General features: G+C 61.2%; 10 protein-coding genes. 6 read left to right on the plus strand and 4 right to left on the minus strand.

The genetic code is table 11. The features are described 5' to 3' along the window. Positions 1-23: 23 nt before the first annotated feature. On the plus strand, positions 24-2,795 hold the full coding sequence (gene metC, locus AC07V0_RS24995; RefSeq protein WP_495020012.1) for a cystathionine beta-lyase: 2,772 nt from the start codon (positions 24-26) through the stop codon (positions 2,793-2,795). On the opposite strand, the gene AC07V0_RS25000 is transcribed toward metC, so the two are convergent. Further along, positions 2,792-3,982, minus strand: coding sequence for an MFS transporter (locus tag AC07V0_RS25000; protein WP_495020013.1), 1,191 nt, complete (start codon positions 3,980-3,982; stop codon positions 2,792-2,794). The two genes, metC and AC07V0_RS25000, sit on opposite strands and share 4 nt — an antisense overlap. Positions 3,983-4,152: 170 nt before the next feature. Between AC07V0_RS25000 and AC07V0_RS25005 the strand changes: the two genes are divergently transcribed. The 5 genes from AC07V0_RS25005 (at position 4,153) to AC07V0_RS25025 (ending at position 10,577) form a co-directional block, all read left to right on the plus strand. Next, entirely contained in the window at positions 4,153-4,494 is a 342-nt protein-coding gene (locus AC07V0_RS25005) for a hypothetical protein (protein ID WP_495020014.1), read from the plus strand. Between the two features lie 95 nt (positions 4,495-4,589). Next, positions 4,590-5,846, plus strand: a complete 1,257-nt coding sequence (locus tag AC07V0_RS25010) for a TolC family protein (protein WP_495020015.1) — start codon at positions 4,590-4,592, stop codon at positions 5,844-5,846. Further along, the gene (locus AC07V0_RS25015; protein ID WP_495020016.1) at positions 5,843-7,072 is read left to right on the plus strand and encodes an efflux RND transporter periplasmic adaptor subunit; all 1,230 of its coding nucleotides are present in this window, start codon (positions 5,843-5,845) and stop codon (positions 7,070-7,072) included. Before AC07V0_RS25010 ends, AC07V0_RS25015 begins: the two co-directional genes overlap by 4 nt. Further along, a complete protein-coding gene (locus tag AC07V0_RS25020) occupies positions 7,069-10,227 on the plus strand; it encodes an efflux RND transporter permease subunit (protein ID WP_495020017.1) in 3,159 nt (1,052 codons plus the stop codon). The genes AC07V0_RS25015 and AC07V0_RS25020 overlap by 4 nt, the downstream gene beginning before the upstream one ends. Continuing rightward, positions 10,224-10,577, plus strand: coding sequence for a copper-binding protein (locus AC07V0_RS25025; protein WP_495020018.1), 354 nt, complete (start codon positions 10,224-10,226; stop codon positions 10,575-10,577). The genes AC07V0_RS25020 and AC07V0_RS25025 overlap by 4 nt, the downstream gene beginning before the upstream one ends. Positions 10,578-10,629: 52 nt before the next feature. Here the strand turns inward: AC07V0_RS25025 and AC07V0_RS25030 are convergent, their stop codons facing one another. The 3 genes from AC07V0_RS25030 to AC07V0_RS25040 all read right to left on the minus strand — a co-directional run bounded on the left by AC07V0_RS25030 (position 10,630) and on the right by AC07V0_RS25040 (position 12,722). Beyond that, positions 10,630-11,328, minus strand: coding sequence for a dienelactone hydrolase family protein (locus AC07V0_RS25030; protein WP_495020019.1), 699 nt, complete (start codon positions 11,326-11,328; stop codon positions 10,630-10,632). Positions 11,329-11,375: 47 nt separating this feature from the next. Further along, on the minus strand, positions 11,376-11,891 hold the full coding sequence (locus AC07V0_RS25035; protein WP_018929764.1) for an HvfX family Cu-binding RiPP maturation protein: 516 nt from the start codon (positions 11,889-11,891) through the stop codon (positions 11,376-11,378). A gap of 201 nt (positions 11,892-12,092) precedes the next feature. After that, positions 12,093-12,722: a ferric reductase-like transmembrane domain-containing protein gene (locus tag AC07V0_RS25040; protein WP_495020020.1), complete on the minus strand. Its 630-nt coding sequence runs from the start codon at positions 12,720-12,722 to the stop codon at positions 12,093-12,095. Positions 12,723-12,726 lie beyond the last annotated feature (4 nt).

Raw genomic sequence — 12,726 nt, forward strand, 5'->3', positions numbered from 1 at the left:
TTATCTTTCAAAGCGGGACTCTCATGAGCCAGACCGTAACCCCAGGGCAACTGCAGCAATGGCTGTTCGACGGGCAGGAAATTGCCCTGTTTGATGTGCGTGAGCATGGCCAATATGGCGAGGCCCACCTGTTTCACGGGGTGAACCTGCCCTACAGTCGCCTGGAGCTGGAGGTCCGACGCCTGGCGCCGAATCCTCAGGTGCGGCTGGTGATCTATGACCAGAACGGCGGGGACATCGCGGTGCGTTCTGCTCGGCGTTTGCAGGCGCTGGGGTACAGCCGCGTGCATATTCTCGACGGCGGTGCCGATGCCTGGCAGGCGGCAGGCCTGCAACTGTTCGCGGGTGTGCATGTGCCGTCCAAAGCCTTTGGCGAGTTGGTGGAAGAGGCCAGTGATACGCCGCATGTCACCGCCAGGCAGCTGGCTGAATGGCAAGCCCGGGGCGAACCGCTGGTGGTGCTGGACGGTCGGCCGTTCGACGAATACCGCAAGATGACCATCCCCGGTTCTGTCTGCTGCCCGAACGGCGAGCTGGGCTATCGCGTACAGGATCTGGTGCCGGACGACAGCACGCCGATTGTGGTCAATTGTGCCGGTCGAACCCGCAGCATTATTGGCGCCCAGACCCTGATCAATCTGGGATTGAAGAACCCGGTCTACGCCTTGGAAAACGGTACGCAGGGCTGGTACCTGGAAGATTTCCGGCTGGAACATGGCAGCACCCGCCGCTATGCCGATGAGGTGTCATCGAAGACCTTGCCGCAACAACGCCTCGCCGCGGCACAACTGGCCGCACGGGCCGGGGTAAACACCGTTACGGCGGCGCAGGTCGATCAGTGGGCCGGGGAGGCCGCACGCAGTTTGTTTCTGTGCGATGTGCGCACTGCCGAGGAGTTTGTCGCCGGCAGTTTGCCCGGTGCGCAACACACGCCGGGCGGGCAGTTGATTCAGTCTACCGACCTGTATATCGGCGTACGTCAGGCGCGGTTGGTGCTGTTCGACAGCGATGGCATACGGGCGCCGATCGTTGCCAGTTGGCTTCGGCAGTTGGGGCATGAAGCTTATGTGCTGGAGGGTGGGGCGAGTAGCGGTCTGGCATTGCCCGCGCTTGAAGTATCCGTTCACGAAACATTGCCCGTGACCACCGCGCAGGCCCTGGCCGATGAGTTGAAGGATGACGCGGTGGCATTGATTGACCTGCGCCCGAGCATGACCTTCCGCAAAGGTCATATCGCCGGCTCACGTTGGTCGATCCGTTCGTTGCTGGCAAGTGAAGTGGCCGGTGAACCGCGACCCCTGGTGTTGCTGGCCGATGACCCGCAGCTGGCGGCGTTCGCGGCGCTGGAATTGCCCGATGTTCAGCGTGCACAAACCCGGCTGTTGAGCGGCGGTGTTGACGCCTGGCGCGAGGCGGGTTTTGCGTTGCAAGAGGATGCCAACACGCCGCCCGATCACCAGTGCATCGATTTTCTGTTCTTTACCCATGATCGCCACGCCGGTAACAAGGACGCGGCGCGTCAGTACCTGGCCTGGGAAATCGGTCTGTTGGCGCAAATGAGCGCAGACGAAATCGCCAGCCTGAAACCGCTGCGTGCGCCCTCTCAAGCGACTCGTGATGCGCGGGTGCGTACCCGTCTGGTGCAGGCGGCGCGTACCGAAAAGGGCAGTGGCAGTCGAGGTGTCAACGTGCCCGTCACTCGTTTGAGCACGGTGCTGTTCGACAACCTGGCGCAGATGCGCGATGCCCGTGCTCGCCGTGACCGGGAGCGGGTGCTGAGCTATGGCGCTCGGGGCAATCCGACCGCTTTTGCCTTGGAAGACCTGGTGACGGAGCTGGAAGGCGGTTATCGCACCCGCTTGTTTGGCACCGGGCTGGCGGCGGTGGCGCAGACGTTCCTGGCCTACCTGCGGCCCGGCGATCATGTGCTGATCACCGACGCGGTGTATGCGCCCGTGCGGCGTCTGGCCCGCGAACTGCTTGAGCCGTTCGGCATTCAGGTCAGCTACTTCGCGCCTGACGGCAGCGGGCTACAAACTCAACTGCAAGCGCAACTGCAAGCCAACACCAAAATGGTCTACACCGAAGTACCCGGTTCGCTGCTGTATGAACTCTGCGACCTGCCGGCCATCGCCGCACTGTGCAAATCGCGGGGCATTCTGTTGGCCGTCGATAACACCTGGGGCTCGGGCTACCTGTACCGACCGCTGACTCTGGGCGCGGACATCTCGATCATGGCGTTGACCAAGTACCTGTGCGGCCACAGCGATGTGGTCATGGGCAGCGTCTGTACCCGGCAAGAAGTCTGGCAGCCGCTGGCGTCCATGAGCGACACCTTTGGCAGCGCCGTCAGCCCCGACGATGCCTGGCTGGTGCTGCGCGGCGCCCGAACCCTGGCGCCACGCCTGGAGGTGCACGAACGCCAGGCCCTGGAAATCGCTCATTGGCTACAAGCGCAACCGCAGGTGAAACGGGTGTTCCATCCGGCGCTGGCCGATCATCCCCACCATGCACTGTGGCGACGGGACTTCACGGGCAGCAACGGCTTACTGTCCTTCGAACTGCGTGATGCCGACGCTACGTATGTAGAGCGCTTCATCGATGCGTTGCAGGTGTTCGGTCTGGGCGCGTCCTGGGGCGGCTATGAAAGCCTGGTCACCGTCGCCGACACCCAGGATCGCAACAGTGCGGCAGATCGCGCATTGAACCCGGTGCTGCGGTTGCACATTGGCCTGGAAGATGTCGACGCGTTGATTGAGGATTTGCAACGCGGGTTCGCTGCGATAGCGGACTAGGACTTGCGCAACAGGAGCAACGCCAGCGCCGCAGCCGCCAGCACCGCCCCGGCGATGAAAGTGCTGGCGGAGCCCGAGGTTTCCCATAGCGCGCCAGCCAGTACGCTGGCGATCAACAGACACACGCCGCTGATCAGATTGAACAGGCCGAACGCCGTGCCCCTGAGATGTTCGGGGGCGGTGTCGGCGATCAGCGTCGCGAGAATGCCCTGGCTGAAACCCATGTGCAGGCCCCACAGGGCTACGCCCGCCAGCATGGTCATGATCGAATCCGCTTGCGCCAGCAGCAGGTCCGCCAGGATCAGCAGCCCCATGCCGACACACAGCAACTTGGTGCGGCTGATCCGGTCGGACAACCAGCCGGCAGGGTAGGCCGACACCGCATACAGCAGCGACATGACCACCATCACCATCGGCACCCAAGTGACGGTCAGGCCTGTCTGCTGCGCTTTCAAGACCAGAAAGGCCTCGCTGAAACGGGCCAGCGTGAAGAGCCCGCCGACGATCACCACCCACCAGTAACCCCGGGAAAACTCCCGCAGTACCTTCCAGTGGATAGGCGAGCGAAAGGTGCGTTTCCCGGCGACATCGGTAGGTTCTTTGACGCCACCGACAATCAACGCCACCGATATCACCGCCGGGATCACCGCAAACCACAACACCAGATGGATCTGCCCGAGCCACAGCATCAGCACGATCGCCAGAGCCGGACCCAGAATCGCCCCCACGGTGTCCATCGACTGGCGTAAGCCGAAGCAGGCACCACGGATTTCGGCGGGGGCGACATCGGCGACCAGCGCATCGCGCGGCGCGCCACGAATGCCTTTGCCGATGCGATCCAGAAAGCGCGCGGTAAATACCACATCAACCGAGTGCGCGAGGGGAAACAGCGGCTTCGACAACGCCGCCAGACCGTAGCCCATCAACAGCAGGCCTTTACGCCGACCGATAAAGTCGCTGATGGCGCCGGAGAATATCTTGACCACCATCGCGGTCGCCTCGGCGATGCCCTCGATCACCCCAACGGTCAAGGCGCTGGCGCCCAAGGTGGTGACCAGAAACACCGGCAGCAGGCTGTGCACCAGCTCGGAAGACAGGTCCATGAACAGGCTGACAAAGCCCAGGGCCCAGACTGTTCGCGGAATGCGCAGTGGCGTGGATTGGGCGTTGGCGAGGTTTTTGTTCACATCGAGTCCTCATCTGAACACCGGGCGCTGGTGGGCTGTCGCAGCCTGCGTTTGTTTGATTGTGGGCCAAAAGTCTGTCGATGTATCGCGAGGCCGTGCTTGCACCGTGCGATATGTTTTTCACCCAGCTGTCATTGTAAGCAACGATTCCTCTGGCTAGACTCCGGTCCATGAAACGTTATTTGCGGTGTTGTCTCATATTCCTGATGTGCTTCGCGCTTCCGCTGAGTGGAATGGCGGGTATTCAGGCGCCCACGGAACCTTGCCCGATGAAAACCACGGGCATGGCGATGATGGGCGACATGGACAAAGACTGCTGCCAGGACATGAGCACCCCGTCCGAGCACGGCAAAGCCTGTAAGCCCGGTCAGGAGTGCAAGACCGGTGGCATGCTGCAAGTCAGCATCGCTAAACCTCCAGTCACCTTGTTCAACCCCGTCGTAACCACGTTTTTTGTAGACGCACTGCCAGTCCAAACCCCGTCCGGGGTATGGCGACCCCCTCGCGCCTGATTCCTGTTCCACGCTGAGCCCCGTTCCGCCTTCGCGGGATGGCGTTGCTGTGCGCCTTTGAAAGCGCGCAGTGGATCATCACAGGAATTGTGAACATGAACTCCATGTGCTTTCGCACAGGGTGGCCGCTGGCGGCTGCCCTGGCGGCAAGCGTGCTGGCCTTGCCGTGCGCTGCTGCCCCATTGACTCTCGACGAAGCCCTGCGGCTGGCTGACGACAACGCGCCGTCCCTCACAGCCCAGGCTGAAAAACTCCAGGCGGCCAGAAGCGCTGCCATTCCTGCCGGCGAGTTGCCCGACCCCAAGCTGGTGCTGGGGGTACAGAATTTTCCGGTGGGCGGTCCCGATCGCGGGACGCTGGATCACGATTTCATGACCATGCAAACGGTCGGTGTGATGCAGGAAATGCCCAATGGTGACAAGCGTCGGGCGCGCACTGAAGTTGCCGAGGCCGCGGTTGAACTGGCCGCTGCGCAAGGGCGTGTCGAGCGCCTGAATGTACGGCAGGCCACGGCGCTGGCCTGGATCGGCAGCTATTCGGTGGAGCTGAAACAGACTCTGTTCCAGGCGTTTTACCGCGAGAATCGGTTGTTGGCCGACACCGTTCGTGCACAGATCGCCAGCGGTCGGGCTCAGCCTGCCGATGCGGTGACACCGAAGCAGGAAGCGGCGCAACTGGAAGAGCAACAAGACCAATTACTGCTGCAACGCGCGCAAGCCCGCGCGGCACTCAAGCGCTGGATTGGTTCTGCCGCCAACGAACAACCGGTCGGAAACTGGCCGCAATGGCCCATCGATACGTCGGGTTACGTCCACAAGCTTGAGCATCACCCCTCATTGGCGGCGTTTGCGCCAATGACCCGTGAGGCGCAGGCCAAAGTCCGTGAAGCCGAGGCTGACAAACGGTCCGACTGGAGTTGGGAAGTCGATTATCAGCGGCGCGGCCGGGAATTTGGCGACATGGTCAGCGTGCAATTCACCTTCGATCTGCCGCTGTTCCCCGACACCCGGCAGAACCCGAAGATCGCGGCGAAGCGTGCTGAGCTGAATCAACTGGAGGCCGAACGCGAAGCCCTGACCCGTGAGCACACCCAGCAACTGGAAGAACAACTGGCCGACTATCAACGGCTCGACCGTGCTGTGCGGCGTTATCAGGAGAGCCTGTTGCCGCTGGCCAAAGAAAAGGTCGAGTTGCTCATGGCCAGTTACCGGGCGGGTAAAAGTGACTTGTCGGCCGTCGTCGCCGCCCGGCGTGAATTAATCGACGCCCGCCTGAAACAGATCGATGTCAACGAACAGAAAGCGCTGACCAGTGCTCGGCTGTATTTCGCTTACGGGGAGGCGGGTCAATGAGCATTCAGCGTTTCAAAGGTGTTCTGTGGGTCGCTGGCGCACTGGCGCTGGGCGGTGTCGGCGGGTACTGGCTTGCCCATAAAGCGGAGCCCGCTGTTCAAGGCTCGATGACTCAGGATGAGCGCAAGGCCTTGTATTGGTACGACCCGATGTACCCGCAGCAAAAGTTCGACAAGCCCGGCAAGTCGCCTTTCATGGACATGGAACTGGTGCCGCGCTACGCCGACGCTGCCCAGGATGCAGCCACCGTACAGATCGACGCGAGCGTGACGCAGAACCTGGGCGTTCGTCTGGCTACCGTGACCCGTGGCGTCCAGGCTTCCAGCCTCGAAGCGGCGGGCGTGCTGACCTACAACGAACGGGATGTCGCGGTGATCCAGGCACGCACGCCGGGTTTTGTCGAACGGGTGTATGCCCGTGCGCCGGGCGATGTACTCAAGGCCGGCGCGCCATTGGCGGACATTTTGGTGCCTGAATGGGCCGCGGCCCAGGAAGAGTTCCTGGCACTCAAAAACGTGGGCGATGCCGGCCTGTTGGCGGCGGCCCGTCAACGCCTGCGTCTGACCGGAATACCGGCGGCGTTGATCGCTCAGGTTGAGCGCAGCGGCAAGGTGCAGGCAAACCAGACCATCACCACCCCCATTGCCGGCGTGTTGCAGGAGTTGAACGTACGTGCCGGCATGACCCTGGCCGTCGGCGAAACGCTGGCCAGGGTCAACGGCCTTGATCGTGTGTGGCTGGCAGTGGCTGTACCGGAATCGGCAGCCGGGGCAGTCGAGGTCGGTCAGACGGTAGAGGCAAGGCTGGCGACGTTCCCGGACGCAATCCTTCAGGGTACGGTCAGTGCGATCCTGCCGCAAACCAGCGCGGACAGCCGAACCGTCAGCGTGCGGGTTGAATTGCCCAATCCTGACGGCCGCTTGCGCCCGGGCCTCACGGTGCAGGTGCGGTTGAATCGGTCGACTGAGCAAAGCGTGTTGTGGGTGCCGAGTGAGGCATTGATTCGCACTGGGCGACGCGTGTTGGTGATGCTTGCCGAAGACGGCGGGCGCTATCGCCCGGTAGAGGTGCGGGCAGGTCAGGAAAACGATGGGCAAACAGCGGTTCTGAACGGTCTGGAGGAGGGGCAGCAGGTGGTGAGTTCGGGCCAGTTCTTGCTCGACTCGGAGGCCAGTCTCAAAGGGCTGACTGTTCAGCCCCTGGAACAAACCGGAGCCCAGCCATGATTGCCGCGCTGATTCGCTGGTCCGTGGCCAATCGTTTCCTGGTGCTGCTGGCGACCTTGTTTGTCACGGCCTGGGGCGTCTGGTCAGTTCAAAGTACCCCTATCGATGCACTGCCGGATCTCTCCGATGTTCAAGTGATCATCCGTACACCCTATGCAGGCCAGGCGCCGCAGATTGTCGAGAACCAGGTGACCTATCCATTGGCAACCACCATGTTGTCGGTACCCGGTGCGAAGACGGTTCGCGGCTATTCCTTTTTCGGCGACAGCTTTGTCTACGTGTTGTTCGAGGATGGAACCGATTTGTATTGGGCGCGCTCGCGGGTGCTGGAGTACCTGAGCCAGGTCCAGAGTCGCCTGCCGGCCAGCGCCAAACCGGCATTGGGGCCGGATGCCACCGGGGTTGGCTGGATCTATCAGTACGCCCTGGTGGATCGCAGCGGTGGGCATGACCTCGCACAACTGCGCGCCCTGCAGGACTGGTTCCTCAAGTTTGAACTCAAGACGCTGCCCAACGTTGCCGAAGTGGCCACCGTGGGCGGGATGGTCAAGCAATATCAGGTTCAGCTCGATCCGCTGAAAATGGCCAGCCTGGGGATCACGCAGGCCCAGGTCACCGAGGCGATCGGCAAGGCCAATCAGGAAACCGGCGGTGCTGTGCTGGAGATGGCTGAAACCGAATTTATCGTGCGCGCTTCGGGTTATCTGAAGACCCTCGATGACTTCCGTGCCATCCCCCTCAAGCTCGGTGTGGGCAGCGTGCCCGTCACCCTTGGCGATGTGGCGACGATTCAACTGGGGCCGGAGATGCGTCGTGGTATCACTGAGCTCGACGGCGAAGGCGAGACCGTGGGCGGCGTGGTGATTTTGCGCAGCGGCAAGAATGCTCGCGAAACCATTGCGGCGGTCAAAACGAAGCTCGATGAATTGAAACGCAGCTTGCCGCCCGGTGTGGAGATTGTCACCACCTACGACCGCAGCAAGTTGATCGATCGAGCCGTGGAGAACCTCAGCCACAAGTTGATCGAGGAGTTCATCGTCGTCGCGCTGGTCTGCGGGATTTTCCTGTGGCATCTACGCTCGGCACTGGTGGCAATCATCTCTTTGCCGATTGGGGTGTTGATTGCGTTTATCGTCATGCGTCATCAGGGGATAAACGCCAACATCATGTCCCTGGGCGGGATCGCGATTGCCATCGGTGCCATGGTCGATGCCGCGGTGGTGATGATCGAGAACGCCCACAAGAAGATCGAGGCCTGGCACGTCACTCATCCGTCGGAAGAACTCAAAGGTGAACGTCACTGGCAAGTGATGGTCGACGCGGCGGTGGAGGTAGGGCCGGCGCTGTTCTTTTGCCTGTTGATCATCACGCTGTCGTTTATTCCGGTGTTTACTCTGGAGGCTCAGGAAGGGCGTTTGTTCGGGCCACTGGCGTTCACCAAAACCTACGCCATGGCTGCAGCGGCGGGGCTGTCGGTGACTCTGGTGCCGGTGTTGATGGGCTACTGGATTCGCGGGCGGATCCCTGACGAACGACAGAACCCGCTGAATCGCTGGTTGATCAGGCTCTATCAACCGTTGCTGGACGCTGTGCTGCGCGGACCGAAAATCACCCTGTTGGTCGCGTTGCTGATCTTTGTCAGCGCGTTGTGGCCGATGTCTCGCTTAGGGGGCGAGTTCCTGCCGCCGCTGGATGAAGGTGATCTGCTTTACATGCCCTCGGCGTTGCCGGGATTGTCTGCACAGAAAGCGGCGCAGTTGCTCCAGCAGACGGATCGGCTGATCAAAACCGTGCCGGAAGTCGAACACGTTTTCGGCAAGGCCGGCCGTGCCGAAACCGCCACCGACCCGGCACCGCTGGAGATGTTCGAAACCACCATTGCGTTTAAGCCACATGAACAATGGCGCCCAGGAATGACCCAGGAAAAACTGGTGGAAGAACTGGATCGAGTGGTGCGTGTCCCGGGGCTGACCAATATCTGGATTCCGCCGATTCGCAATCGCATCGATATGCTTGCCACCGGTATCAAAAGCCCAATCGGAATCAAGGTTTCCGGTAGCGATCTGGCACAAATCGACATGGCCACGCAGGGTGTCGAGCGCGCCGCCAAAAGCGTACCGGGCGTCAGTTCCGCGCTGGCCGAACGTTTGACTGGCGGGCGTTATATCGATGTGGACATTGACCGTAAGGCTGCCGCTCGTTATGGACTCAACATTGCCGATGTGCAATCGATCGTGGCCGGTGCCATTGGCGGTGAAAACGTTGGGGAAACCATCGAGGGGCGCGCGCGTTTTCCGATCAATGTCCGTTATCCCCGCGAGTGGCGCGATTCTCTCGGTGCTCTGGAGCAACTGCCGATCTACACGCCGCTGGGAGGCCAGATCACTCTCGGCACGGTGGCCAAGGTCAAGGTGACGGATGGCCCGCCGATGCTCAAGAGTGAAAACGCCCGACCCTCCGGCTGGGTGTACATCGACGTACGTGGGCGGGATATTGCCTCAGTGGTCGCCGACCTGCGTCGGGTGGTCAATGAGCAGGTCAAATTGCAACCCGGCATGAGCCTCAGCTATTCCGGGCAGTTCGAGTTCCTCGAACGGGCCAACGCGCGACTCAAGCTGGTAGTGCCTGCCACGCTGCTGATTATCTTTGTGCTGCTTTACCTGACGTTCGCGCGTTTCGACGAAGCCTTGCTGATTATGGCGACACTGCCTTTCGCCCTTGCGGGCGGGGCGTGGTTTCTCTATTGGCTCGGCTTCAATCTGTCGGTGGCCACGGGCGTCGGCTTCATTGCGCTGGCCGGTGTGTCCGCCGAGTTTGGCGTGATCATGCTGCTCTATCTGAAGAACGCCTGGGCCGAACGTGAAGACGCTGGCGATCGCACTGACCTCGGGCTGGTCGCCGCGATTCGCGAGGGGGCGGTGCAGCGCGTGCGACCCAAGGCCATGACGGTGGCGGTGATCATTGCCGGTCTGTTACCGATCCTGCTGGGCGGCGGCACCGGCAGTGAGGTCATGAGTCGCATCGCCGCGCCGATGGTCGGCGGAATGATCACTGCGCCCCTGCTTTCTCTGTTTGTCATCCCGGCGGCGTATCGCTTGATGCGCCGCCGTCAGCTCCAGCTTGAACCCAACCACACTCAAGGAAAAATCCAATGAAACTGACTCTGATCGCAACGGCAAGCACCTTGGTCGCGCTTGCTTTTCCTGCCCACGCAGCGCAGATGCCGGGTATGAACATGGACGATATGAACATGGGCGGTACACCGACGAAGCAGCAGGCACCAGCGGCTAAAGCGACGGGAACGGTCAAAGCCATCGACAATACGAAACACACGCTGACCATTGCTCATGGTGCTGTGCCGGCAGTGCAATGGCCGCCGATGACCATGGGGTTTCGGGCCACAGAGGAGCAACTGGCCTCGGTGAAGGTCGGGGATCAGGTGAACTTCGAATTTCAGCTTGAGGGCGCGACCGCTACGATCACATCGATTGAAACCGTGAAATAGCGCTCAGCGCTCCCGGCGGTACGAATGCGATTCGGCCGCCGGGCCCTCTGGTTCAAAGGTTCTGGCTGAGAAAGAGTAACGTATTGCCATGCGCCTCGACCGCCGCCCGCTGGTTGTAGCTGTCACGGTGCGAGCAGTTGAAGCCATGCTCGGCCCCCGGATACACCTCGATATCGACGTCGTCGTTGAACTCGAAACGCTCGGCGATTTGCTTCACGGCATCGATGGGGATGTGGCTGTCCTGTTCGCCAAAGTGCATCAGCAGCGGCACCTTGATTTCACCGGCCCGATACAGTTGGTTCTGAATGCCGCCGCCGTAGTAGGCGATTGCCACATCGACGAAACCGTTGGCCGCGGTGTTGTACGACAGCATGCCACCGAAGCAGAAACCGATGGAGGCGATCCTGCCGTCAAGCCCGGTATGTGTCTTCAGAGTGTCGATGGCCAGTTTGATGTCGGCCTGGGCCTTGGTGATGTCGGTGGCGTTCATCAATTCGACAGCGCGTTTCCAGCCGGCTTCGTCGTAGCCCAGTTCGATACGGTGGCCGTGGCGCCAGAACAGATCCGGCGCTATGACCAGATAGCCATCGGCGGCGTATTGCTCGGCAACCGAGCGAATGTGTTCGTTGACCCCGAAGATTTCCTGAATCAGTACGATCCCCGGCCCTTTACGGGTGTGGGGGATGGCCAGGTAAGCGCCGAAGCTGCCTTCGGGGCTGCTGATTTCGATCCATTGGCTGGTTACGCTCATGATGGCTCCTTTGCATAAGTTGGATGGGGTATCGAGACGCTGGCGCCTCAGCGGTGACTGCGCCGCCAGAATAGTCGAGCCAACAACGCGTCCATGCTGAGTTTGCCGGCCCCCGAGAACAACAACGGCATGAGGGCTACGAGGTAGATCAACGGCAGTTTGAAGTTGCCGTGGCCCTTGTTGCTGATGGCATAACCCTGGGCAAGTTCACTCAATGTAGACCAATCAGCCGGCCAGTGGACGGCAGCGGTCGCGACGACCGTGACCACCACGAGAATAATCGCCGAGAGCCGTGTCCCGAGGCCTGCCAGCAGGGTGAGGGCGCAGATCAGCTCGGCCCACATCGCCAGTTCCCAGTTCAGCGTGGCGGGAACGTGGTTGAAGGGAAACGGGAAGCGGTCCTGGATGTCCGCGAACCAGTTCTGGCCGTTCCATTTTTCCAGGCCAGACTCGAAAAACTCCCAGGCCAGAAACAGCCGCAGGGTGAGGGGCGCGATCCAGTTGCCGACGCGGTCGAGGTTCAGGTGCAGGCCTTTGACGGCTGATGAGAGAGAGGTGTTCATGGTTTGAGCTCCGAGGGATTCATTGTGGGAGCGGACTGTGGCGAGGGGGCTTGCCCCCGTTTGAGTGGGTAGCACTCACAAGATCTTTGATGCATCAGAGATTTTGGGGCTGCTTCGCAACCCAACGGGGCGGTGCGGCGTTCCGACAAGCCCCCTCGCCACAAAAGCCCGATCCCACGGGGGATTGGTGGTGTTGAGGTTTTATTCGGTCAATAGCGTGTTTCTGGCGGACCGTTTGTACTTCTGCGCAATCTTGCCCAGCAGCCGAATGACAATTGCTGAAAATATCAGGCCGAACGGCAGGACGTACCAGGCGCTCAGGGGGATGCGTTTGAAGTTGGAAAAGGCGAACACCGCCGCGATCACCCACATGCCGCAGGTGTGCAGGGTTTTCCAGGCTTTGGGGCCGATCAGGCGCGCCGTGGTTTTGAATGAGGTCAATGCCATCAACAGAATGAACAGGTAACCGACCGAACCCGGAATATTGCCGACCGTGGTGCGACCGGGCCAGAACTCGGGGTTCAGTTGGCCGTAGCTGTAGATCAGAACGGCGTGGACCAGATGGGAAAACGCGAAGGCCAGGCCGATGAAACGTCGTTCACGCACCAGCGATCGGCTGAAAGGCGAGGGCACCAGCACCGCCAGGGCCGATGCAGTGAACGCGGCGAGAAACAGCGCAAACGAAGTGCGTGCGGTGGCGCGAATGGTGCTGCGGCTGGCTTCCACCAGATCGGGGTTGAGCAGCAGAATCAGGCCGGTCATCAACAGCACCAGCATGGCCAGCAGGCCAAACAGCGACCAGCCATGGTAACGGGGGACTTGGGTCATCATGACA

It is taken from the genome of Pseudomonas sp. GW821-FHT01E10, from assembly GCF_059422365.1.

Coding starts and splice junctions, on each gene's coding strand:
- AC07V0_RS25025 (WP_495020018.1), top strand. CDS start 10,224: ATGAAACTGACTCTGATCGCAACGGCAAGCACCTTGGTCGCGCTTGCT.
- AC07V0_RS25005 (WP_495020014.1), top strand. CDS start 4,153: ATGAAACGTTATTTGCGGTGTTGTCTCATATTCCTGATGTGCTTCGCG.
- AC07V0_RS25010 (WP_495020015.1), top strand. CDS start 4,590: ATGAACTCCATGTGCTTTCGCACAGGGTGGCCGCTGGCGGCTGCCCTG.
- AC07V0_RS25015 (WP_495020016.1), top strand. CDS start 5,843: ATGAGCATTCAGCGTTTCAAAGGTGTTCTGTGGGTCGCTGGCGCACTG.
- AC07V0_RS25020 (WP_495020017.1), top strand. CDS start 7,069: ATGATTGCCGCGCTGATTCGCTGGTCCGTGGCCAATCGTTTCCTGGTG.
- AC07V0_RS25040 (WP_495020020.1), bottom strand. CDS start 12,722: ATGATGACCCAAGTCCCCCGTTACCATGGCTGGTCGCTGTTTGGCCTG.
- AC07V0_RS25030 (WP_495020019.1), bottom strand. CDS start 11,328: ATGAGCGTAACCAGCCAATGGATCGAAATCAGCAGCCCCGAAGGCAGC.
- metC (WP_495020012.1), top strand. CDS start 24: ATGAGCCAGACCGTAACCCCAGGGCAACTGCAGCAATGGCTGTTCGAC.
- AC07V0_RS25035 (WP_018929764.1), bottom strand. CDS start 11,891: ATGAACACCTCTCTCTCATCAGCCGTCAAAGGCCTGCACCTGAACCTC.